At 47.7% G+C, this 24301-nt stretch carries 21 protein-coding genes; 8 read left to right on the top strand and 13 right to left on the bottom strand.

Annotated elements, in window-relative coordinates:
- Window positions 1–49: 49 nt before the first annotated feature.
- Complete coding sequence (locus tag QEP07_RS05745; RefSeq protein WP_285009032.1) at window positions 50–1588, top strand: glycoside hydrolase family 43 protein; 1539 nt, start codon at window positions 50–52, stop codon at window positions 1586–1588.
- A 153-nt stretch (window positions 1589–1741) separates the two neighbouring features.
- Here QEP07_RS05745 and QEP07_RS05740 read toward each other — a convergent pair whose 3' ends face one another.
- Complete coding sequence (locus QEP07_RS05740; RefSeq protein WP_285009031.1) at window positions 1742–3511, bottom strand: mechanosensitive ion channel family protein; 1770 nt, start codon at window positions 3509–3511, stop codon at window positions 1742–1744.
- 180 nt (window positions 3512–3691) lie between these two features.
- Here QEP07_RS05740 and guaB point away from each other — a divergent pair, with 180 nt between their 5' ends.
- The gene (gene guaB / locus QEP07_RS05735) at window positions 3692–5167 is read left to right on the top strand and encodes an IMP dehydrogenase (RefSeq protein WP_256004599.1); all 1476 of its coding nucleotides are present in this window, start codon (window positions 3692–3694) and stop codon (window positions 5165–5167) included.
- Here the strand turns inward: guaB and QEP07_RS05730 are convergent.
- Together QEP07_RS05730 and QEP07_RS05725 are read right to left on the bottom strand one after the other, a co-directional pair.
- Window positions 5162–5878 (bottom strand): hypothetical protein, encoded by a 717-nt coding sequence (locus QEP07_RS05730; protein ID WP_285009030.1) that lies wholly within the window; start codon window positions 5876–5878, stop codon window positions 5162–5164. The genes guaB and QEP07_RS05730 overlap by 6 nt on opposite strands.
- A 104-nt stretch (window positions 5879–5982) precedes the next feature.
- The gene (locus tag QEP07_RS05725; RefSeq protein WP_256004604.1) at window positions 5983–6291 is read right to left on the bottom strand and encodes a hypothetical protein; all 309 of its coding nucleotides are present in this window, start codon (window positions 6289–6291) and stop codon (window positions 5983–5985) included.
- Window positions 6292–6557: 266 nt separating this feature from the next.
- On the opposite strand from QEP07_RS05725, the gene QEP07_RS05720 reads away from it, so the two are divergent.
- Window positions 6558–7406 (top strand): OmpA/MotB family protein, encoded by an 849-nt coding sequence (locus QEP07_RS05720; RefSeq protein WP_285009029.1) that lies wholly within the window; start codon window positions 6558–6560, stop codon window positions 7404–7406.
- Here QEP07_RS05720 and QEP07_RS05715 read toward each other — a convergent pair.
- Window positions 7378–9192: a hypothetical protein gene (locus QEP07_RS05715; RefSeq protein WP_285009028.1), complete on the bottom strand. Its 1815-nt coding sequence runs from the start codon at window positions 9190–9192 to the stop codon at window positions 7378–7380. The genes QEP07_RS05720 and QEP07_RS05715 overlap by 29 nt on opposite strands.
- Window positions 9193–9320: 128 nt before the next feature.
- On the opposite strand from QEP07_RS05715, the gene QEP07_RS05710 reads away from it, so the two are divergent.
- The 4 genes from QEP07_RS05710 (at window position 9321) to hemN (ending at window position 13466) form a co-directional block, all read left to right on the top strand.
- Window positions 9321–10505 carry a PAS domain-containing sensor histidine kinase gene (locus QEP07_RS05710; RefSeq protein WP_285010728.1) on the top strand — a complete coding sequence of 395 codons (1185 nt, stop codon included), beginning with the start codon at window positions 9321–9323 and terminating at the stop codon, window positions 10503–10505.
- A 4-nt stretch (window positions 10506–10509) separates the two neighbouring features.
- Window positions 10510–11565, top strand: a complete 1056-nt coding sequence (locus QEP07_RS05705) for a response regulator (RefSeq protein WP_256004610.1) — start codon at window positions 10510–10512, stop codon at window positions 11563–11565.
- Between the two features lie 82 nt (window positions 11566–11647).
- On the top strand, window positions 11648–12118 hold the full coding sequence (locus QEP07_RS05700; RefSeq protein ID WP_285009027.1) for a Rossmann-fold NAD(P)-binding domain-containing protein: 471 nt from the start codon (window positions 11648–11650) through the stop codon (window positions 12116–12118).
- Window positions 12108–13466 carry an oxygen-independent coproporphyrinogen III oxidase gene (gene hemN / locus QEP07_RS05695; protein ID WP_285009026.1) on the top strand — a complete coding sequence of 453 codons (1359 nt, stop codon included), beginning with the start codon at window positions 12108–12110 and terminating at the stop codon, window positions 13464–13466. Before QEP07_RS05700 ends, hemN begins: the two co-directional genes overlap by 11 nt.
- Window positions 13467–13469: 3 nt before the next feature.
- Here the strand turns inward: hemN and QEP07_RS05690 are convergent, their stop codons facing one another.
- From QEP07_RS05690 to QEP07_RS05655, 8 genes are all read right to left on the bottom strand, one after another.
- Window positions 13470–14153 carry a sulfite exporter TauE/SafE family protein gene (locus QEP07_RS05690; RefSeq protein ID WP_285009025.1) on the bottom strand — a complete coding sequence of 228 codons (684 nt, stop codon included), beginning with the start codon at window positions 14151–14153 and terminating at the stop codon, window positions 13470–13472.
- Window positions 14143–14352: a FixH family protein gene (locus QEP07_RS05685; protein WP_256004617.1), complete on the bottom strand. Its 210-nt coding sequence runs from the start codon at window positions 14350–14352 to the stop codon at window positions 14143–14145. The genes QEP07_RS05690 and QEP07_RS05685 overlap by 11 nt, the downstream gene beginning before the upstream one ends.
- Before the next feature lie 5 nt (window positions 14353–14357).
- On the bottom strand, window positions 14358–15698 hold the full coding sequence (gene ccoG / locus QEP07_RS05680; protein WP_285009012.1) for a cytochrome c oxidase accessory protein CcoG: 1341 nt from the start codon (window positions 15696–15698) through the stop codon (window positions 14358–14360).
- Complete coding sequence (locus QEP07_RS05675; protein ID WP_285009010.1) at window positions 15698–16501, bottom strand: cbb3-type cytochrome c oxidase N-terminal domain-containing protein; 804 nt, start codon at window positions 16499–16501, stop codon at window positions 15698–15700. Before QEP07_RS05675 ends, ccoG begins: the two co-directional genes overlap by 1 nt.
- A complete protein-coding gene (locus QEP07_RS05670; RefSeq protein WP_285009008.1) occupies window positions 16498–16668 on the bottom strand; it encodes a hypothetical protein in 171 nt (56 codons plus the stop codon). The genes QEP07_RS05675 and QEP07_RS05670 overlap by 4 nt, the downstream gene beginning before the upstream one ends.
- 15 nt (window positions 16669–16683) lie before the next feature.
- A complete protein-coding gene (gene ccoN / locus QEP07_RS05665) occupies window positions 16684–18795 on the bottom strand; it encodes a cytochrome-c oxidase, cbb3-type subunit I (protein ID WP_285010727.1) in 2112 nt (703 codons plus the stop codon).
- Window positions 18796–18868: 73 nt separating this feature from the next.
- Window positions 18869–19054 (bottom strand): cbb3-type cytochrome oxidase assembly protein CcoS, encoded by a 186-nt coding sequence (ccoS, locus tag QEP07_RS05660; RefSeq protein WP_285009006.1) that lies wholly within the window; start codon window positions 19052–19054, stop codon window positions 18869–18871.
- Window positions 19051–21465 (bottom strand): heavy metal translocating P-type ATPase, encoded by a 2415-nt coding sequence (locus QEP07_RS05655; protein WP_285009004.1) that lies wholly within the window; start codon window positions 21463–21465, stop codon window positions 19051–19053. The genes ccoS and QEP07_RS05655 overlap by 4 nt, the downstream gene beginning before the upstream one ends.
- Before the next feature lie 130 nt (window positions 21466–21595).
- On the opposite strand from QEP07_RS05655, the gene map reads away from it, so the two are divergent.
- The gene (gene map / locus QEP07_RS05650) at window positions 21596–22360 is read left to right on the top strand and encodes a type I methionyl aminopeptidase (RefSeq protein WP_285009002.1); all 765 of its coding nucleotides are present in this window, start codon (window positions 21596–21598) and stop codon (window positions 22358–22360) included.
- Window positions 22361–22536: 176 nt separating this feature from the next.
- Here map and QEP07_RS05645 read toward each other — a convergent pair whose 3' ends face one another.
- On the bottom strand, window positions 22537–24279 hold the full coding sequence (locus QEP07_RS05645) for an O-antigen ligase family protein (RefSeq protein WP_285009000.1): 1743 nt from the start codon (window positions 24277–24279) through the stop codon (window positions 22537–22539).
- Window positions 24280–24301: the final 22 nt, after the last annotated feature.

Raw genomic sequence — 24301 nt, 5'->3', positions numbered from 1 at the left:
TAAAACCAAATTATTAACAACTTAACAACACCTGCTGCCAAGTACTCCGATGAAAACCTTTACAAAACATATTTTTCTGATCGTTCTTTTCGCCGTTTCTGTTTTGCATGCCGGCGCACAAAATAGTATACAGGCCGTAATACCGGGCGATTTCGCCGACCCCTCGGTGATCCGTAAAGGCAGTCAATACTATGCCATAGGCACCTCGTCCGAATGGGCACCGCATTTTCCAATATACACTTCAAAAAACCTGAAGGACTGGAAGCAAACGGGCTTTGTATTTGATGTAAAGCCCGAGTGGACTTCCTCATCGTTTTGGGCGCCGGAGTATTACTATCATAACGGCACCTATTACGTTTACTATACAGCCCGCCGAAAGTCGGACAACGTCTCCTGTATAGGTGTGGCAACTTCCAAATTCCCTGACAGGGGATTTAAAGATCATGGAATCATCGTGGCGCATGGAAAAGAAGCCATTGATGCCTTTATCTTCAATGATAACGGTCAGTTATATATGACATATAAGGCTTACGGACTAGACGGCCGGCCGATTGAGATCCTGGGCAGCAAGTTATCGGACGACGGCCTGAAACTTGAAGGCGAAACCTTCACCATGATGAAAGACAACAATGGTATCGGCCTGGAGGGACAGAGTATCCTTAAAAAGGACGATTATTACTATCTCTTTTATTCTGTAGGAAACTGCTGCGGGGCAAAGTGCGATTACAATGTTAGGATTGCGCGCTCAAAATCGTTCATGGGGCCTTATGAGAATGATCCTGCAAACCCTGCTTTGCAGGAAAATGCGGACTGGAAATGTTCTGGTCACGGTACGTTCGTGAATTCGACGGATGGTAAATACTATTATCTTTATCATGCATATAACAAACATACCAACGTATACACGGGTCGCCAGGGCATGCTGGCCGAACTCCAATGGCAAGGACAAAACCAATGGCCAGTGTTCAAGACGTTGTCAGCCGATCGTCCAAATGCTGAACTCCATATTTCTGATCGTTTTGCTGGCAGCAGCCCGGCAAAGCATTGGCAGTGGGACTTCCGCAATTCCACACCTGTGGTTAAACAGCACAAAAAGCAGCTTCATTTATCCGGTATAATAAAGTCAGATAACCCAAGCGGCATCGTTTATACCGTACGTCCGGCACAACTCGGATATGAGATCAGTACTACCGTTACAAATCAAAATGCTTCGCAGAAAGGTTTGGTCGTTTACGGCGATGCCAACGCATCAATAGGTGTGAGTATCGCCGGAACCGAAATCCAGTTCTGGATGGTAAAAGACAACAAGCGTAAGGTCATAAGCAAAGCCATGGCTGGTCAGCCTTCAGCGCACATCAGGCAGAATGCAGCTGTCCCTGTTAGTTTGAAACTGACTGTTAGCGATCAGCTTGATTGCAAAGCCTATTGGAAACAGGGCTCGGGTGAGTGGCAGGCGCTTCCAACAAGCAATGCAGTATCAGTCAGCTTCCTTCCGCCATGGGACAGAAGTCCGCGCGCAGGTTTGCATTTCAATGGCGCGGCGGCTGATGAAGCTGTGTTCAGTCATTTCGATCTGAGATACCTTTAATTCATAACACAGGTGCCGGCCTGACTGGCTATACCGGGCAAATGCGAACAAAGTCATCACAAGATTTCCATCAGGCATTGTCCAGCTTTTTGTGGACGACAGCTGAGCAATGTCTGAATAACATCTGAGCAATGTCCGAACAGCAAACAGAGGCTAAGGCTTCTTTTGGCTTAGCACAGACCCTTCGGGAGGGTAGGGAATAGTGTTTTTGAGTGAATCTATTTTTTGCTGATCAAACTTTGGTAACTGCATTTCATTGCGAGTTATCCAGTTGCCAACCTTTTCAGCGGCGAGCTTTGTCTGTTCCTCAGAAATACCTGCGTCCTGAGCCACATAAACGGTTTGCGACGGGAAAGCCAGGCCTGTGCCACTTTCTTTGATTTTGTCCATAAAGCGCAAAAGCAGATCTTCCTTTACCTCCAGGAATATATCAAAGTCAGGCGCATCAATGTACGACCACACCTCCAGGTTCAATGAACTTTCCCCAAATCCGGCGAAACGGATGCGCGCCGGGTCGGGGTTGACCATTGGATGGCTGTACAGAATCGCACGTAACTCTACCAGCAGGTAACGTATCTGGTCAGGTGTCGTTTCATATCTTAACCGAAGCACCGGATTAAACAGGAAGCGGTCCCGATGCGCAAAATTATCAATTCGGGTTGAAGAAAATTCTCCGTTTGGAATGGTCACCACGCTGCGTTCACCTGTGCGGAGTTTGGTAGAGCGCATACCAATCGATTCAACCGTACCTGAAGTGGCACCCACGGTCACAAAATCGCCCACCCGAATAGGTTGATCGGCTATCAGCGTTACACTTCCAACAAAGTTTTCGACGGTCTTCTGAGCACCCAGGGCCAACGCAATACCACCAATACCCAAAGCCGCAAGTCCGGTCGTAACGTCCACGCCAAGGGCGCTCAGTACAGCGATGATTCCAATAATGATGATTGCTACCTTAATAGTCCTGCGAAGAAAAAGGATGACCGACAAAGCGGACACCCGGCCACGTTTGCTCATTCGATTCTTGCTGAACTCGCCGATAAAGTCTGTCAGCCGGGAGAGGAAGATCATTATAGCTATGATCCCCACGATCAGCGTAACGCCGCTAAATTTCTGGCGCACAATGATAGAGATGCCGACCTGCTGAGAAATGGCCACAAAAAACGCTACCGCAAGGTACAAGCGGAACGGAACATCAACCACGCTAATGATATCGCAGATATGCTCGTAACGTTTCCGGTTCCAGATCTTCAAAATGAGGAATCTTAAAATAAAAGTGATGCACCATGCAATACCATACGATACCAGGGCCAGCAGCAGCATGGCCAGCCAGTGTCCTATAGGAACACCCGCCAGTAACCGCTCTTTAAGTGGGGCGGGAAGAGCCTTGTTCACGAGCAGCGCCTCATTTGTCTTGATCGCCGCAATCTCATTTACTGTCTCCGAAGAAAATTGCCATAACGTTGGCTGCCCGGCTTTTTCCGTGCTTGCCGCAATGAGGTTAATCACTTCACCTTCTACGGTAATGGTACCTACCAGATCAGTGCCCGCCGCCAGGTCATCATCTAGCCGACCGGAAACTTTATTGCTGATCCAGGACGAGGGCATGATATTACCACCCTGATCCAGCAAGCGCTGGAAGGCCAGTACAATGCGTTCCCGTTCTGCCTCGCGTTGCTGTCGGCGGGTCAACTGCAGGTACTGACTTGCCCGCATGTAATTTTGGTCAGACATGGCTTTAAGAAAGCCTGAAACCATGCCGCGGGGTGTTCCGCGACCCAAAGAGTCTTCAGGGATTTCGGGAGCGGCGGCTTCGTTATTTTCAACTGGTGTTTCCGGTAAAAGTTGTGCGGCTGCGGGTGTCGACAGGGTCGCAATCAGGCAAGCCAATACGATAAATAGTGGTTTAAATGATAAAGGCATACCGTATTAACAGTGCAAGCCGTAATTAGTTTTTGCCAGTGTGCGGGCAACCGAAAGCGGGTATTTAATCTGTAAAATGTAAACTTTCGCTGACACCGTTCTATATCCTCGCAATTATTGTGCAGTGCTGAAAAAAACAGTACCTTTGCCCGGCAAATAGTAACTCTTAAATTATTTGCTATGCAACTCGATCCCAATAAATTTATCGCCGAAGGTTTAACATACGATGACGTATTGTTAGTTCCTGCCTATTCCGAAGTGTTACCCAGAGATGTAGACACCGGGACTTTTCTTACCAAAAAAATACGGTTAAATGTACCGATCGTTTCTGCAGCGATGGACACGGTTACCGAGGCCGGATTGGCGATCGCGATCGCTCAGGCGGGAGGTATAGGGATGCTTCATAAAAACATGAGCATTGAGCGCCAGGCCGAAGAAGTGCGTAAAGTGAAGCGCTCAGAAAGCGGCATGATCCAGGATCCGGTAACGCTGAATGCAAATGCGCTTGTTGCCGACGCCTTCCAGATCATGAAAGAGTTTAAAATAGGTGGTATCCCTGTAATTGATTCAGATCGTAAGCTCGTGGGTATCATTACCAACAGGGATCTCCGTTTCCAGAAAGACATGCAGCGTAAAATTTCAGAAGTAATGACCAGCGAAAACCTGATCACTGCTTCTGAAGGAACAACCTTGCTGCAGGCCGAGGAAATTCTGCAGGACTACAAGATCGAGAAACTTCCGGTAGTGGATGCCGAAGGAAGACTTGCCGGATTGATCACCTTTAAAGACATTCAAAAATATAAGAATTTTCCTAAGGCCTGTAAAGACGATCACGGACGCTTACGCGTTGGTGCGGCTGTTGGTGTTGCTGGTGATAACATTGAACGCGTTGCTGCCCTTGTAAAGGCGGGTGTAGACGTCGTGACGGTCGACACCGCACACGGACACTCCAAAGGGGTGATCGATATGGTTAAAGCAATTAAAGAGAGATGGCCTGATTTGCAGGTGATCGCAGGTAACATTGCTACGGCCGACGCTGCCCGGGAACTGGCTTATGCAGGAGCAGACGCCGTAAAAGTGGGAATCGGACCAGGTTCTATTTGTACTACCCGTATCATCGCCGGTGTTGGTGTACCACAGCTTTATGCGGTTTTCGAATGCGCGAAAGCACTTGAAGGAACAGGTATTCCGGTTATAGCCGACGGTGGTATCAAACAAACCGGCGATATCGTAAAAGCTATAGCAGCCGGAGCCAGCTCCATTATGGCGGGTTCGCTTTTTGCGGGAGTAGAGGAATCACCAGGCGAGACCATTATATATGAAGGGCGTAAGTTTAAATCTTACCGGGGCATGGGTTCTGTGGAAGCTATGCAACAGGGATCAAAGGATAGGTATTTTCAGGACGAGACAGATGTCGTGACAAAATTGGTTCCTGAAGGTATAGTAGGACGGGTGCCTTATAAAGGAACGCTTGCCGAAGTTATTTATCAATATGTAGGTGGCCTCCGTGCAGGTATGCACTATTGCGGCGCCGCTACTGTGGCCGATCTTCAAAAAGCGAAGTTTGTTCGTATTACCGCTGCCGGTATGCGCGAGAGTCATCCGCACGATATCTCTATTACTAAAGAAGCACCAAACTATTCAAGCAGGTTATAGAAATTCATCCGGACCGATTTGCCAGGTCCAGGGCTTTTTAAAACTTTGGAGATTCCGCAAAGCCATCGGCTGAAGCGGAATTTCTTTTTTAAGGGTAGGAGTAACGCTGCTGTCTACATTACCTGTGCTCAACGTTTTTGTACCCGTTAAGAAATCATAGTGCTTGTCCTGCATTTCGCCTGAAGAACTATGATACGCATAATTTCGGGCGCTTACCAAAGCCCAATCCTTGTTGCGGTACCCAAAAACATATTGAAGTGTCCATCGCCAATTGCCACCGCCCTCAAAATTAAGAGCCAGCGTATTATTTGCGATATATAGCTTCCTAAGCGGGTCGCCCAGGCTGCCGCCCTCCTGAGCACGCAACAGGAAATCATTGTTCTGTCCGGCGAGTAGGAAGTTCCTGCCTTTTTGAAAATATATAGCCAAAATCCGGGGGCGCTGTAGCTCGGTAATCAGTTCCATATTGCTGTCGCCATACGCTCTGTTTTCCTTCACGGCGGCATAAAACTCCAACACCAGGGCCAGATCGTCGGCACCGTCGGCATTCAGATCGCCCCGCACCGAGTCCACCGCCTTCCATTGAGGCGGTATTAAGGTGGTGATCGTTTTTCCTTTTACAGGCAACTTCGGATATACGAAAGATTGAGCGGCTGCTGGCTTAACTACCAGCGACAGAAGGCCCAGCAAAATCAGGTTAAAAATTTTCATAGCGCTTTATCATAACGCATATATACCCAAAAAAGTACAAAGACCGGAATCCTCCGGCCTTTGTGGGTATTAGCTATATGATAGGGATACTAAGCAAACTGTGCTTACTGGATCACTTTTCCGTCTTTGTCAATCTTAAGAGATCCGGTTTCTTCCTCTTTCTTAACATTGATCAGATAGTAAGTGGTCTTATCTGCGTTGGTAATCAGAAACGCTTCAGTTGGTGTCCATTCTTTAACCGGATCCGATTGAAGTGTTTTCTGCACCGCTTCCGGAAGGTCTTTCAATTCAACCGGAGTTTTTGTTGTGCTATCTTGTACAGCAACGATTACGGGGTTCTTGATGTCGTTCGCTTTTACTGATGCTAATCCTGCTACTGCTAAAAATGCTGCTGATAAAATGATCTTTTTCATAATAGTTGTTTTTAAGTTTAAAGTACTCGTATCGTTTTCTGGATAGCATAGGATACATAATGATGCCGTAAATGCTGGTTTTTGGCACGGCTCTGAAAATCAGTGTGTTAGTTATTTGTGCGCATTATAATTGCTGTGGAATTTCTCTACAATATGTAGCGAAGGGTAACAGAATTAAACGCAGCGATATTTGGCATGTCTATTGATTAATACCATATGTGTTATAAGACACAGACAAATGGTTGTTCACTTAAAAAAAGATGAAGATGAAACGTATAATGATCATATCATGCGCAGCATTGGGAACAGTATTAGCTTCGTGCGGAACGTCTAAGAAGCTTCAGGAAGCCAACACCCGGTATTCACGTCTCGACAGTACATACCGCAAGGCCCAGGCAGAACTGGCCAGCAGCAGAGATTCCACAGCAAAATACAAGGGCATCAGCCGTAACCTGCAGTCCCAGCTCGCACAGCAAAAGAGTTCTAACGACCAGATGGTGAATCAGTTGAAAGACCTTTCCGTGATCTCAGGATCTCAGGCAGAGAGTATTAAGAAATCACTGGAAAGTCTCAGTTCTAAAGACGCCTACATTCAGAACCTTCAGTCGGCCATAGCCCGAAAGGACTCCCTTACCATGAACCTGGTGATGAACCTGAAAGGGGCTATTGGTAATCTGAACGACCAGGATATCAATATTAAAGTCGATAAGGGCGTTGTGTACATCGACATCTCAGACAAGCTGCTATTCGTAACCGGAAAGTACGAGGTAAACCAGCAGGCTAAAGCCGTGCTGGGCAAGGTTGCCAAGGTGCTGATGAACCAGCCTGAAATTGAATTTATGGTAGAAGGACATACCGACAACGTACCTTACCGCCAGGGTGTGCTGCTTGATAACTGGGACCTGAGCGTTAAACGCGCTACCTCTGTAGTCAGGATACTGCAAAACGAATACGGTATACCACCGGTTAAGATGACTGCTGCTGGTAGGGGCGAGTATGTTCCCGTATCAGGCAATGAAACTGATTCGGGCCGTGCGGCCAACCGCAGAACCCGCATCGTCATTCTGCCTCAGCTCGACCAGTTCTTTAAACTGCTGGAAGCGCCTCAAAAGTAACCATACTACGCAAATGTGAAATGGCCTGATCAAGTCTTCGGACCTGATCAGCATTCCACATTTGTAATGTGGCTTCCGACCTGCTCAGCAGCGACCGGTAGTAAGCTGCACCTTCATTAAGCTGAGCGTAAAACTTATCAAGCTGTTTGCTTCTTTTAGCGAAAGCGGGCTGCCCAAGGCTTTCCTGAGCGAGCAGTTCAAACTCTTTTTTCAGATAAGCGGTATACAGGTTGAGTTCCTTGATAAAAAGGTTTGGCCGGAACACGCCAGCCAGCAGGTTACAGCGGCCATATATGTGCCCTACCATTTCTCTCAAACTGTACGTGCCTGAAAAGTAGGCGAGATTGGGCCCAGGGCAGATGCTCACAGCTTTATCCTCTCTGGCTTTTAAGATTTCGTGTTTCTGATAGGCGGATGTACATAAGCCCACGCAGAGGCACACTTTTTCCGTAACCTGGTCTATTTTTCTTTGAAGTTCTTCTTTTGCCAGCCCCAGCCCGCTTAATTGCTTAATCTTCAGGTGCTGGTATTCCCTGGAGGCCGTACAGATCGGCTCCTCCGTAAATTCTGTATTCGTACAAAGATATTTCTTCGTGCACGGGCTTCCCGGTCTTCCTTTGTCTATTCGCTGCTGCCGCTGAGCCTCCGCACTGCTCTTCTTAAAATTGTTGAAGAGTACGCCCAGCGGAGAGGAATTGCTCAGGTAAAAATCAGCGTCCGTAGCCTCTCCAAGGTCGGCCAGCGTCTGCGGATCCACACTTGTGGCTTCCGGCACCAGCAAGAAGGGACTACCCCAGCCCGTTGCGTCCAGCCCATATTCTTTCAGAAGAAAGGTGTGTTCTTCCGCAGTTCCTATGCCGCCCTGAACACATATACGTTGGCCAGGATTGCGAGGCACCTCAATACGTTTCAACCTCAGGCACGACGCATATAAATCAAACAGCTCAGCGTAAAGTGCAGCACGGTTATCTTTAAACTCCTGAAGGATCGGTCCGAGCAATAGTCCATCCGTCGCAAAGGCATGACCGCCACAGTTCAAGCCCGATTCAATCCGAAATTCTGACACCCAAAGTCCTTTTTTGGCAAGTATCTTAGCCTGTATCAGGGCAGAACGGTAATCGCTCACTTTCAATATAATCTCTTTTCGCGGAGCCTCGTTGCCGGCAGGGTAAAAGGCCTCCAACTGCTCCATATAACTGAATAGCCTCGGATTCAATCCAGCAGAAATCACCACCGAACTGCGCAGGTCACTTTCCGCAAAGCCTCTAATGGCGGCAAGAGCGTCCGTCTGATCATCGCCAAGGTAAACCCCGTCGAGATAATTGGCCTTATCCACTTTCGACATAATATTGACATCAATCCGGCCGGCCGCAACAGCGGCTTTTAGTTCGTTCTGTACAAAGCGTTTTTCATCCGACGCTTCCATCTCAAGCATGGAACTAAACATCTTCTTAAGCTCCGACCCTTCAGGAAGCATTTCAAAATATCGCCCCAGATCAGTTCCGTCCTGAAAGTCCTCCTCCCGCATGGCCTGCACCTGGTCGTCCACCAGTTTGTTGAGCAAATTCAGGTAGGCAGTGATGCGCCTCGCTCTGCTGTCATGCTCCTTTTTTCCTATGGCTTTGTATTCCAGGCCGTGCAGGCCGCAGTAGTGCTTTCGCATACGTTCCGTCAGTTCGTCATCCACTATAGAAACGACCGATGAAATGCCGAATCGCGCCACCTTTAAGGGGGTGTCGATCGAATAACCTAAACCAAGCACAGGTATATGGAAAGTATGCTGCATAACGTTTTTTTCGGCAAAGTAGCCTATATTAGCTCACCTGAAACATGACGGTCGTCACCTTTGGGCGTGACAGCAATCATCCGGAGCGGATAGACTCCGCATATTTTTGTAATATGGCTACTGAGACTATGGAAAGTGCTAAACTTTTAAAAGCGATAATAGAAACGGCTATCGATGGCATTATTACAATCGACAACCGTGGAATGATAGAGAGTTTGAACCCCGCTGCCCGAAGGCTTTTTGGTTATAGCCTGGAAGAAGTACAGGGCAGAAATATTTCTATTTTAATGCCTGAGCCGGATAAGAGCAGCCACGATGGCTACATTGATCGTTATCAGCGCACAGGCGAAAAGCGCATTATAGGAAAGGGAAGGGAAGTCCTGGGGCTTAGAAAAGACGGAAGTACATTTCCTTTCAGGTTGGCGGTCAGCGAAGTCCAGTATGACGACCGGGTCATTTATACTGGTTTTATACATGATCTCTCTAAAGAAAAAGAGGCTGAGCTGAAACTTAAGGAATACGCTGCCGAACTTGAGCAGCTTGTCGACGAGCGCACCAAATCACTCAAAAAAATGGTACACGCACTAAGCGAGGCCAAGGAAGAAGTGAGTCTCTCGCTCGAAAAGGAGAAGGAACTCAACCAAATGAAGAGCCGGTTTGTGTCTATGGCTTCGCACGAGTTCCGCACACCATTAAGCTCCGTACAGCTTTCTTCTGTACTTATAGAGAAATACGCACAGCCCTTTCAGAACGAACATATTACCAAGCACGTAAACAAAATAAAAAATGCGGTGGGCAATCTTACCACCATCCTGAACGACTTCCTTTCGCTTGAGCGGCTTGAAGCCGGAAAGGTAGAGCCGGCGTTTACACCTTTCGACATCGTGAAGCTCTCTGAGGAAGTAACCGAGGAAATGCAAATGATCGCCAAGGCAAACCAGAATATTATTTATCAGCATACAGGGCTCGAGAGTATGGTAAACCTGGATCAGAACCTGCTCAGGAACTGTATGATCAACCTGATCTCTAACGCTATAAAGTATTCGGGAGAGCACACCTTCATCGAATTTAATACCGAGATCACACCAACGCAATGCATGGTCATGATACGCGATAACGGCATTGGCATCCCCGAGGCCGACCAAAAAAATCTGTTTCAGCCCTTTTTCCGGGCAAACAACACCGGTAATATTCCCGGTACCGGGCTCGGGTTGAACATCGTGCGCCGCTACGCTCACCTGATGAACGGAGAGCTGCAATTTGAAAGCGAGCTAAACAAAGGCGCTAAATTTATGCTTTTATTTAATAGGTAACAGGATGAAACAAAAAGTCATTTTAATCATAGAAGACAATGAGGATATCCGCGAGGGAACCGCAGAAATTCTCGGACTAGCCAATTACGAAACGATTACCGCAGAAAACGGTCGCATTGGCGTAGATATGGCCATAAAGCACTTGCCCGACCTGATCTTATGCGATATTATGATGCCGGAACTCGACGGTTACGGCGTACTGCACCTGCTCGGCAAAAACCCGGCAACCTCCGTAATCCCTTTTATCTTCCTTACCGCAAAAACCGAGCGCATCGATATGCGTAAGGGCATGGAGATGGGGGCCGACGACTATCTGACCAAGCCATTCGATGAAGTGGAGCTTTTCAACGCCATAGAAGCAAGGCTCAACAAGTCAGACAATCAGAAGAAGATGTACAGCCAGTCGCTCGACAAGCTCAATGCCCTGCTCAACAGCAATAAAGGCAACGAAGAACTGAACAAACTGATTTCAGGACGCAAAATAAGGCATATTAAGAAGAAGCAGGTCATCTACTATGAAGACGATACGGCAAACGGCATTTACCTTGTTGTTTCCGGGAACGTAAAGACGGTCAAGATTGCCGAAGATGGCCGTGAACTGCTTACAGGCATGTATGGGCCCGACGAATACTTCGGCGTAGCGGCCTTGCTGGCCAGCGACACCTACCGGGATACCGCGGAGGCAACCGAAGATACCTCCATCTGCCTGCTGCCAAGGGCGCATCTCGAAGAATTGTTTGTAAAATTCCCTGATGTTGCCAGCCAGTTTATCAGGTTGCTGGCTAGCAATGTGCTCAATAAGGAAGAGCAGCTTTTGCAGCTGGCCTACCATTCCGTCCGTAAAAGGATGTCGGAAGCCCTTCTTCGCCTCGTTAAACCCGGTGCGCAGGAGCCGCCTGCAATAAGTATCTCACGAGATAACCTCGCTGCAATGGCAGGTATGGCTACCGAAACAGTAAGTCGTATACTCAGCGATTTCAAGGAGGAGGGACTTATAGAGCGCAAAGCCGGATCAATCGTTATCCTGAACCGCCAGAAACTGGCTGGGATGAAAAACTGATCAAGATCACTATCTGCTAATGACCGCCCTCATTATTTAGGCACATCTCCACGCCTACTTTTGAGTTTAAAACTTAGAAGGCATGAGAGTTGTAGCTTACAGCATAAAATCGGCGGAAAAGGAACCCCTTGCGATCGCCAACCGAAAAAAACATGAAATCACCCTGATATCCAATTCCCTGTCTGCAGACACGGTTTTTTACGCAGAGGGTAAGGATGCTGTTGTGGTATACACCGACGATGATGTCTCGGCAGGGGTTATCAACCAGCTTGCCGATCTGGGTGTTAAATATATCGCTACGCGGTCGGCCAGCAGCCATCATATCGATCAGGCTGCAGCAGCCCTTCGGAATATTAAGATCGCCAGCGTACCGCTGATGGCTACCAGCGGTCTGGCCGAAAGCGAGCTGTCTATGGCCCTGGCAACGGAGACGATCAATAACCTCGACAAGTGGCAGGGGAAAAGATGCTTAGGCGATGCCTGTATTTGCTCCCGCTCCTGCGATCAGATGCACAACGCCGTGGCCACAAAACACAGCAGCCATGAACATTGATACACTTACCGAAAAATACCGTGTTGCAGCGCCAAGGTACACAAGTTACCCAACTGTACCTTACTGGGATGAAACCGGGTTCAATGAGTCTGCCTGGCTGGGCCGGCTCAGTGAGGCCGTAAGTGATGCCGATGGCGAAATAAGCCTCTATATCCATCTTCCTTTCTGTGAGAGCCTTTGCACCTATTGCGGCTGCAATACACGCATTACAAAGAACCATGGTGTAGAGTTACCTTATATTGCTGCGGTATTGAAGGAATGGCAACTCTACCTCGCTCAGCTCGATGTAAAGCCGGTGATCAAAGATATCCACCTGGGCGGTGGCACGCCTACTTTCTTTAGCGCTGAGAATCTTCGCCTGCTCGTCGAGGGCATCCTTAAAGATGCGGAAACGTCTCGTGACGCAGCATTCAGCATTGAAGGGCATCCAAACAATACTACCGAGGAACATCTGCGAACCTTATATGCATTAGGTTTCCGGCGCTTAAGCCTAGGTATACAGGATTTCGATCCTAAAGTACAGCTTATTATCAATCGCATACAGTCGTACGAAGATGTAGAAAAAGTCACCCGTCTGGCCCGGGAGATCGGCTTTGATTCGGTCAATTACGATCTGATCTACGGCTTGCCGCTTCAGACCCTCGAGGGGCTTCAGTCTACGATTGATCAGGTGATCAGGCTTAGGCCCGACCGTATCGCGTTTTACAGTTACGCCCACGTGCCCTGGGTTAAGCCCGGTCAACGCCGCTACACGGAAGCGCACCTGCCATCGGCCGAACTAAAAAAAGCCCTTTATGAAAGCGGTCGGCTTCAGCTAAGCCATGCAGGTTACGTTGAGATCGGCATGGACCATTTTACACTCGAGTCAGACACACTTTACCAGGCAGGTCTTACCGGTAAGCTGCACCGCAACTTTATGGGTTATACCGAATTGAACGGGAAGGTGATGATAGGACTTGGCGTTTCTTCCATCAGCGATTGCTGGTCCGCCTTTGCGCAGAACGTAAAAAGCGTAGAGGAATATCTGGCCCTAATCACAGCGGACAAACTTCCGCTCAGCAAAGGTCACCTGCTTTCTGCATCCGATCTGCTTATTCGCCGGCACATCTTAAATATCATGTGTCAGGGACAAACCAGTTGGAGCCTGGCAGAGCTCATGAATGCTGACTTTGAGGCTGGAATACTCCGAATGCATGAGCTGGCGGCAGACGGACTGGTACATCTTCGGCCCAATCATCTCGGCGTTACCCCGATCGGAAAGCGTTTCCTGAGAAATATCTGTATGGCTTTCGATGCCCGCCTCTGGGAAAAGCAGCCGCAAACGCAGTTGTTTAGCATGGCCGATTAAGGATTATTTACAAACCGCAGTTTCTGCGGCGGGGGGCGGACTTACATAAGGAATATTAAGCTCCAATCCTCTCAACACAAACCATACCCCGAGCACCAGCATCATATAGGGGATGGTTTTTGTTATTTTATGGCGTAAGGCTTGACCTGTAAACCCAGCAGCGACAGTCGCCCCCAGCATGAGCGGTACAGTACCCACCCCGAACCAGAACATATACGATACCGCCGTCTTAACATCCGGAGTATTAATCGCCCCGGCCAGGGCGAGGTAAACAAAGCCACAGGGTAAAAAACCATTGATGATACCGATGATCAAGTGATTTGCTTTATGCCTGAATGCATAGTTAAATGCTTTTTGAAAAGGCCTGGTCAGCCTCCCCGCCGGGCCAGCCGATACACGGCGCTTCCACAAACGCGATAAAGCAGCGAGAATAATCAGCAGACCGGTCAAAATACTCAGTCCCTGTTGAAGGCCGGATGCCCATAGCTGTTGTCCAAGCAAGCCAGCCAATACACCGAGCACGCAATAGGAGATAATTCGTCCAAACTGGTAGATGAGCTTATTCAGAACCAGGTAGATCCAGCCAGGACGGCCAACCGGTACTGCAAAGGCCAGCGGGCCGCACATGCCTATGCAATGCAGAGAGCCCAGGAGGCCGATAAAAAAAGCAAGCCTGTCACTGCTCATTGGCGGTTCCTCCCTGCGCACGAATACTGTCCAGACGATGCTGTTTTACCCTTAGTTCCTGATCGTAATTCAGGCCCTTTTCGTAGTAGTCCTCGTCTACCAGCGGATCTGGTGTGCTTCTCACCATCATTATTCCAAGCAGGATAATGAAAGACATAAAGAGTGCCATCCCGATGATTATTTTACTTCCCCAGTTCATAGGCATTAATCGTTAACCGGTGCAATAAACGTTGTCTTAAAGCGATCCAGCACCGTTGTATCGCTCCTCAGTTCAAATCCAATCTGCGTTTTATATTTTTTTACTTCGCTCGTCGGCATCACCACAAAAAAGGTCGCTTTAGTACTGCCGCCATAGCCTATGGTATCAGGCTTCTGCACATACTGTATACGCATATATGGCTTCAGAGCCACAATACTAAAACCAACAGGGCGACTCGTCTTATTAACCATCTCTGCCGTGTAAAGGTTACTTACCGAATCCGGTTCCCTTAGCTGATACAAGGTGCCACTGGCGCGGAGTATCGTCGTTTCCACTTCAGACCGACCAATGAGCAGGGTGGTAAGCAAGCCAATAAGCCCAACCAGAAGCGCGCCGTATACATAGATTTTCCTGCTCAACCTGAATCCCGTCCGGTCCCTTATCTGAGCCTCCGACTTGAAGCCTATGAGCTGGCGCGGACGATCTATCTTGTCCATCACCATATTGCAGGCATCTATACAGGCCGTACAGTTTACACACTCCAGTTGAGTACCATTGCGGATATCAATCCCCGTCGGACAAACCTGCACACAAAGTTTACAGTCAATGCAGTCGCCCAAAGGTTTTTCCTCATGCCGGCGCAATTTTCCGCGCGGCTCACCGCGCTGGTAGTCGTAGGCTACTACAATACTCTGATCGTCGAGCAGCACACTTTGAAGTCGCCCATACGGGCACACCACCGTGCATACCAGTTCCCTTACTCTCGAAAAGACCAGGTAAAAGACGAAGGCAAAGATCCATATGGCAATAAAACCGCTGATATGCATGTGCACAGGCTCTGTGATAATGCGCAGCAACTGTGCGGAGCCGATAATGTACGCGAGGAAGATGTTTGAGATCAGAAAAGCGATCCCAAAGAAGATTCCGTGCTTGGCGGCCTTCTTCAGGAACTTCTTCGTGCTCATGGGCGCATTGTCCAGCTTCTGTTGCTTTATATGGTCGCCTTCTATCCAGTTTTCGATCTTGCGGTATACCATTTCCAGGAAGATGGTCTGCGGACAAATCCAGCCGCAGAATACGCGGCCAAACACCATGGTAAAGAGGACGATAAATACAATAAAACTGAGCAGGGCCAATACAAACAGATAGAAGTCCTGCGGCCAGAAGATAATGCCGAAGAAGACAAACTTGCGCTCCAGCACATTGAGCAGGACCAGCTGTTCGCCGTTCAGCGTAATAAAAGGCGCGGCAAATAAAAGGAGCAAGAACAGATAGCTCAGTGCAGAGCGGTATCTGTAGAGTGCCCCTTTTATGATCTTCGGATATATCCGTTTTTGCTGCATCATTACATCTTTTCGCCTTGCGGCGCTTTGGCACCAGCCGGATTAGTTCCCTGCAGGGACAGAATATAGCTGGCTATTTCGGCGATCTGCTTTGGCCGCATGGTCTTCTCCCAGGCAATCATCCCCTTGTCGGGCACGCCATACTTAATGGTCTTGAAGATGTCCTTTATGCTTCCGCCGTGCAGCCAGTATTCGTCGGTCAGGTTAGGCCCCACCAGGCCTTCTGCATGCTCGCCATGGCAGGAGGCACAAGCGGTTTTAAATATTGCTGCACCAGCTTGGATTGCCGCAGGGTCTGTCAACTGCTCTACATTATTTTCATTAATTTTATTCGCAGCATTGCCGGGTTTCAGCAGCATGGCTGCCTTTTCCTCTTCCGCCTTCTGAAGCTCCATCACATACTCCTCCTCCTGCAAAGGTCCCCATTCAAACACATGATAGCTGAGCATGTACACAATTGCGAAGCAGATTGTTCCGTAAAACAACACCATAAACCATGCAGGTGTTGGGTTGTCCAATTCCTCAATGCCGTCAAACTTATGCTCCATCACCAGGTCTTTCTCGGCCGACAACGGCTTTAAGCCCATGATCTTTGACCATATCGACAGCTTCTCTTTAATAGCCTCAGGCTTGGGCTCCGCTGCGGTTTGCAGGTCAAGTTTTTCCCGCTCTTCCGCAGAAATATAAGGCGAGGGGTTAAGCGACTCCTGTACATACACGCGGACCACCTTCAGCAGTAGTATGGCTACGATAAGCAGAATCAGCGCTGTAACCAGCAGTATGCTGATAAAAATATCTGTCATCATAACTCTTCTCCTTCTTTAATAGGTAATTCACTCATGTATTTGATCGTGTCTTTCTTCATCACCAGCAGCAGGATAGCTACCAGGACAAAGAAGACAAAAAATATGGCCAATGAGGTGATCAGGTATGCCTGGTGACCGTCTGCCTGTGATAAAAACTGCTTAAACATGTGCTTGTATTTGAGTTATTTGGCTTTAATATCAGTTCCCAACCGCTGCAGGTATGCTATGATCGCAATGATCTCACGGTCGCTTTTTACATCGATCTTATTCGCTTTCAGATCTGCCGCAATATCCTGCGCCTGCTTGTCCAGTTCAGCATTGGCCTTCGATTCGTATCCCGCCTCGTAAGGCACGCCGAGGGTTCTCATTGCACTGATCTTGGACCTGGTGTTCGTGGTGTCCAGTTGCTGTTCTGCCAGCCATTCGTATGGCGGCATAATGCTGCCCGGCGACATGGTTTGAGGGTCTACAAGGTGGTTATAGTGCCACGCATTCGAATATTTACCGCCTTCTCTCGCCAGATCGGGTCCCGTACGCTTAGATCCCCAAAGGAAAGGGTGATCATAGACAAATTCCCCGGCCTTGCTGTATTCCCCGTAACGTTCCGTCTCCGAGCGGAACGGGCGGATCATTTGCGTATGGCAGTTCACACAACCTTCTTTGATATACAGGTCGCGACCCTGGAGTTCCAGCGCAGAATAGGGTTTTACACTGCTGATGGTGGCCACATTGGAATTGATCGTAAACGTCGGAACCATCTCTATCATACCGCCAATCAGGATCACGACCAGCGACAGCACCAGGAATACCATAGGCTTACGCTCCAACAAGCGATGCGGTTTGCGGTCGCTGCCCACCGGCTCGTATTTCTCCGGAAGCGGAAGCGCTTCAGCAGCTTCATTTTCCACCAGGTTACCAGCCTTCACCGTTTTGATCAGGTTGTAGGTCATCACAATAACACCGGTCAGGTAAAGCACACCGCCCACAGCCCTGAGGATATACATTGGTATGATCTGCAGTACAGTCTCCAGGAAGTTCGGGTATCTCAGCATACCTTCCTCGGTAAATTCTTTCCACATCAGGCCTTGGGTAAAGCCCGCAAAGTACAGCGGCACTGCGTAAAATATAATTCCCAGCGTACCTATCCAGAAGTGGAAAGAAGCCAGCTTCTTAGAGTACAGCTGCGTTCTGTAAATTCTTGGTATCAGCCAGTACAGGATACCGAAGGTCAGGAAACCATTCCATCCAAGTGCGCCTACGTGTACGTGGGCCACAATCCAGTCGGTAAAGTGGGCAATGGCGTTGATCTGCTTCAACGAAAGCATAGGGCCTTCAAACGTAGCCATGCCGTATGCTGTTAATCCCACCACCATAAACTTCAGCGTGGCATCTTCCCTTACCTTATCCCATGCGCCGCGAAGCGTAAGCAAACCATTGATCATACCACCCCAGCTTGGTGCAATAAGCATGATAGAAAAGGCCACGCCGAGCGATTGCGCCCAGGATGGAAGCGAAGTATACAGCAGGTGGTGCGGACCAGCCCAGATGTAAATGAAAATGAGCGACCAGAAGTGCAGGATACTCAGTTTGTACGAGTACACAGGCCTGTTGGCCATTTTAGGCAAGAAATAATACATCATACCCAGGTATGGTGTAGTCAGGAAAAAAGCTACTGCGTTGTGCCCGTACCACCATTGCACCAGCGCATCCTGTACCCCTGAAAAAAGGTAATAGCTTTTGAAAGCTGAGATGGGCAACTGGAACGAATTGACAATATGGAGAACAGCAACCGTAACGAACGTAGCGATGTAAAACCATATGGCCACATACATATGCTGTTCCCGGCGTTTGATGATCGTCCCGAACATGTTTACCCCAAAAACCACCCAGATCAGCGTAATGGCGATATCTATGGGCCATTCCAGTTCCGCATATTCGTGCGAAGAACTCAGTCCGAGCGGAAGGGTAATTACAGCAGATACAATAATAAGCTGCCATCCCCAAAAGTGAATCTTGCTGAGCACATCACTAAACATCCGCGCTTTAAGCAAGCGCTGAAGCGAATAATATACCCCCATAAAAATGGCGTTCCCCACAAAGGCGAAGATCACCGCATTGGTATGCAGCGGCCTTATCCGTCCGAAGGTAGTGTACTGCGATCCCATATTGAGTTCGGGCTTAACGAGCTGCAATGCTATAAGCAACCCCACAGTCATGCCGATAATTCCCCACACTATGGTGGCGATGGCAAAGTCTCTCACGATCTTGTTGTCGTAGTAAAATTTTTCAGTCATGTTAAAATTCTGAATGGTTTGTGATGGTAAAATTAGGATGGCTGGTGTGCCTGCTGCGTGACTCGTATTTGTGTTAAACGTGATCTTCATCACCTTTTTCCGGAACCGGCTTATCGGCCGGTTCGTCGTCAAACAGCATGCGCAGGGCAGGGGTGTACGTATCGTCGTGCTGACCAGTTTTGCTGGCCCAGAAAAAAGCGATCAGAAAAATCAGCGCCAGCAGTATGCTGCAGCCGATGAGGAAGTAGAGAATACTCATAACAAAGCGTTTTTGCGTGCAAAGGCTCTTACAGACAGCGTAGTAAATATGATAATCGTTACCGTGCTCACAGGCATCAGGATAGCCGCAATCAGCGGAGAGAGCATACCCTGCACTGCGAACGAAAGTCCTGCGACATTATAGGCCAACGAAATGGCGAACGACATGTGGATCACCTTGACCGCGTCTTTCGCCTGCTGTACAAAGGCAGGTATTTTTTCAAAAGAAGCCCCGTCGAGCACTGCGTCGCAACCGGGACTGAAGTTGTTGATGTTGTCGGTCACCGCTATCCCCAGATCACTCTGTTTCAGCGCACCCGAATCGTTTAGTCCATCGCCAAACATCAGCACCTTTTTTCCTTTGTCCTGCAAGGCAGCGATGTAATCCAGTTTGTCTTGCGGACTCTGATCGAAGTGTAGTTTAGATGCGCTTTCAAAGAAAGGCACCAGACTGCTTTTTTCATGGCTTTTGTCGCCCGACAACAAATGGAGGTCTGCCCAGCGGCCCAGGTTCTGCACCAGACTTTTGAATCCACGGCGCCACTGCTGTCTGATGGTAAACTGGCCCAAATATTCATCATTAATCATCACATGGATGCTGCTGCCAGCCGGAGAGTTTTTCAGTGGAAGACCAAGGAATGCAGAACTTCCCAATTTTACATGATTTCCATTGATCGTTCCACTGATACCTCTGCCGATTTTTTCCGTATAATGATCCGCATTATATAATGCCTCCTTATTTAAATGGCGTGTAAGTTCCCTGCTAAGGGGGTGGCCGGAGTTACGGGCCAGGTCGCACACCATCTGCTGCTGCAAGGGGCTTAGCTGTCCGCTGAACGACAGCGAAGCCGCATCGGGACTGGTAATTGTACCGGTCTTGTCGAATACAAATGTGTCTATCCGTGCCAGTTCCTCTACCACAGCCGTGTTTTTGAGGTAGAATCCGTTCTTGTCGAATATGCTGATCGCTGCTGCCAGTGTGAAGGGCGAACTCAGCGCTAGCGCACAAGGGCAGGCAATAATAAGCACTGCCGTAAATGCAGCAAGCGCCTTGTCCGGCTCCCCAAAATATATCCAGAAGCCTGCGGAACCAAAGGCAACAAGGAGGAGTACCACACTAAAATATTTGCTTGCCGTATCGCTGAATGTCCGGATGCCCTCACGTGTCTTCACAAAAGCATCGTTATTCCAGAGCTGGGTTAGGTAGCTTTGAGATACCGGCTTGATCACCTCCAGTTCGATTGAACCCGATAACTGTCTTCCGCCTGCGTAAATCACTTCACCGAGCACTTTACTTACCGGTTCTGATTCACCTGTTACAAAACTGAAATCCACCTGCGCGTCGCCTTTCAGCAGCATCGCATCAGCAGGAATGATCTCCATGCTTCGCACCATAATGCGGTCGCCTGTCTTCAACGCTGCCAAAGGTTTCGATACCGCTACACCTTCGTTTAAGGCCGTAACGGCAACCGGAAAATAGGAGCGGTAGTCCCGTTCAAAGGAGATATGATGGAAAGTCCTTTGCTGCATCCATTTTCCCACCAGGAGGAAGAAGACCAGTCCACATAGCGTATCCACAAAGCCGGCCCCGGTTTGCAGTACAATCTCGTAGATGGAACGGATAAACATTACCGCGATACCCAGCGCAAGCGGGAAATCAAGGTTAAGCCGTTTGGCTCTGAGGTTGGTCCATGCCGAACTGAAGTAGTCGCGCCCGCTGTAAAACACGACCGGCAATGAAAAACCCAGGTTAAGCCAGCCAAAGAAGTTCGCATACTCCCGCTCAAACGCAGCCATCCCAAAGTAATCCGGAAAGCTCAGCAGCATCACGTTACCAAAGCAAAACCCGGCCACAGCTATTTTAGTCACCAACCGCCGTTCAGAGCGGTCGGCCTGCTTTTCCTTTACCATGTCCTGCAGACTGATCAGCGGTTCATAGCCAATAGTCGCCAGCATTTCTACCACCTTTTTCAAGGAAGTGTTTTCGTTCCGGAAGGTGATACTGACCGTCTTCTTGAGGAAATCTATTCTCGACTTTACAATGCCTCCGTCAAGCTGGTACAGGTGTTCGAGCAACCAGATGCAGGAACTGCAGTGTATAGCCGGAATGTAAAGCGTAATAATGCTGATCCGCTCATCGCGGTAGTCGACCAGTTCCGAAATCACCTGCTCTACGTCCAGATAGTCAAAGTTCGCTACGGGTTTAAGCCGCGTTGAGCCGGGCCGGTCGTTATATGCATAATAGTTGCCCAGGTTGTTGGCTGATAATATTTCGTACACCATCCTGCATCCTTCACAGCAAAAGGTTTTGTCGGCCAGCCGGTAAGTTTTTGCGCTCAGCGTTTCGCCGCAATGAAAACATTGTGCTGCCGTTTTTGTTGCCTCAACAGAGGTCGTTATACTGTTGTCCATACCCTGGTAATATCTGCATCAAAAATGCGGAGAAAGCCTAAGGGGCTAAATGACATGCATTCCATAAAAATGTGACGGGAATCACAAATTTGCTTCAATACGCAAATCGTATCTTTGCAAAAAATATCATATGTCTATATCAACAGAAGAGGAACTGAAGGGTATGCAGGAGATCAGCGAAGCCGTTGCGCATACGCTGAAACTGATGCGTGAACACGCAGCGCCCGGCATGAGTACTAAGGAATTGGACGACTTTGGCGGCGAAATACTCAACAAGCTTGGCGCTAAGTCGGCACCGCGACTAACCTACGATTTCCCGGGCTGGACCTGCATCAGTGTAAATAACGTGGTAGCTCATGGCATTCCCGTAGCTGATAAAATACTCCGGGAGGGCGATCTCATCAACATAGATGTCTCCGCCGAACTTAACGGATTCTGGTCGGACAATGGCGGATCATTCGTATTGGGCGAGGACATCAACAATTACCTGCCCCTGGTGGAGGCCTCTAAAACAATACTTCAGAAAGCCATCTCCCAGATCAAGGGTGGTGTTAAAATTGCTGATATAGGCAAGCTGATTGAAACCGAGGCCCGCAAGCGGGGTTATACGGTTATTAAGAATCTGGCCGGACATGGGGTGGGCCGTAGTCTGCATGAAGAGCCGCACGATATCCTCAATTATTACGACCGCTACGTAACCGGACGTTTCCGCAAAAACAGCGTCGTAGCCGTAGAAACCTTCATCTCTACCGCATCTACTATTGCCGAGCAGCAGTCGGACGGCTGGACCCTTCTAGGCAATAAGGGCGGCTTTGTAGCCCAACACGAGCATACCATTATCGTAACCGACGGTATGCCTACCATCCTTACTGCGGCCAACGGCATCTGGAATTAGCAACTTTTGATCATAACGAGATATATCAACGTTATCATGGGCATTCGATCGAAGTAGGTATGTAAGCACCAAACTCCTATAGGCTTGTCGTTGTGTTATTGAAAATGTACACTGGTTGTATCAATCACTCTACGGCTGAACTGCCCAATTGACGAAAGTGACGGTTAGATAGAAAATTAAGGGCGCCCGGAGTTCGAAGTTGCCATTTTTTGTCCAATATCTGACTTTATATTAATAATGACATCGGAATAAACCTTGGGCTTGAAATAGAGAATTTCGCGTCCAAGGACTTGCCATTGATTTGTCTGTCCCGTCCTATAATAAAACATCGCGAGCAAATATTTAGGATACAAGAGGTGTGGATACGCATGCACTACCTTGTAGTATGTTTTTTCAGATTTTTGATATTCCTGAAGCATCTCATATATTTCGGCTAATTTATAAAAGCACTCTTTTTCAGGATGGTGAGAAAGGCATTTCATCAATACACCTATTGCGTCGCGATACCTTCGTCGTTCGATATACATATTTGCTAATAATAAAGCGAAATTAGGGTCATCGGAGACATATGTTTTCATCGAACTTAAAATGCTTACTTTGCTCTCGGCAAGTTCGTGACTCTGGGACGGACTGCGTGTTAACGAACGTACATACAGAAAAGCATCGACCCTGGCCAAAGACAAAAGTATGGAAGTTATGAAGAGTGGATAAACACACCACACGCCCACAGAATTAGTCTTGAACTCAAAGCAATATGGACATTTAGCGTTTCGTGAAATCAAAGCTACCAAAACCCAAAATAATACGTTGATTTCTATCACCTGAAGGGGGTATGAAGAAGCCGATGAAATTACTAGAAATAAGAACGAGCAGAAAAGTGCGTTTTCGAAGCCTAATAAACGAGAGCTTTGAACCACTCGATTAACAGATTGCCAGCGTTTTAGGATCACTATTATGATACACAAAAATAAAATGAAACCCACAATGCCTTCCTCAGCCATGATCTGCAAATAATCGCAAAATGCAAATCTTACATCTCCAGCAACTTCTGAAAAGGTTATCGATTTCATAAAATGGCTAGACTGTTCTTCAAAATAAGATACATCAAAATTACCATGCCCGACACCTAATAACATATTTTGTTTAATAACTTCCCACGAGTTTTTCCAAATAAACAAACGGCCTATTGATGACTGAATTTTATAGTTATATAAAAGCAGACAAATTCCGAATAACAACAAAATAGCAGTGAGAAGAAATAGGCGTTTGCATAATTTATTTCTAAGCTTTTTTACTAATGGTGGATAGGTGGCTAAAACCAGAACTATTACAACTAGCAGACCCAACCAAGATGTTCTTGAGTCAGATTGTGCCGCTAGCAGAATGAATACCGCTAAAACCAGGGCCATTCTGATTCTAATGCGCAGCCTTTCTCTATGGGAAAAAAGTATCGGATAGACAAAGAAAGATAATGCAGATGTGTATATCATAAAAGGTCCCGAATTGAAAAAAAAACCCTTTACTTTCAGAGCATCACTATTAAATGTAAAATTTTGTATAACACCGATTGCCACTTGGATAATAAAGAATATCGCAATGACGTAATATACTACATTAGAAATTTTCTTTTTTTTGTCAGAGCAGGCAATAGAAATATAGAAAAGAAGAAAGCACAATCTTAAGCATAGATGAAATCCAGTTGTCGAAGTTGTAAAAAATCCCTTAATAATTGAAAAAGAGAACAACAATATGACTAAGATGTCGATCTGGTTAAAATGATATGTTTGTGTAGTGTTTATATATGCAAACAACGTAAAACCTATCAAAATGGCTAAGTAAATTTCTTTCGTGAATACAAAACCATTTGGTAGTGACGTTGAAAAAATAACTGAAGATAATAAAACGCCAAATATGCTCATTGCATATTTGGCGTGCCATGAT

This window comes from Pedobacter faecalis, from assembly GCF_030182585.1.
Taxonomy (GTDB): Bacteria; Bacteroidota; Bacteroidia; order Sphingobacteriales; family Sphingobacteriaceae; genus Pedobacter; species Pedobacter faecalis.
The sequence above is the reverse complement of the archived record's forward strand: the minus strand, read 5'-3'. Positions and strand labels throughout refer to the sequence as shown.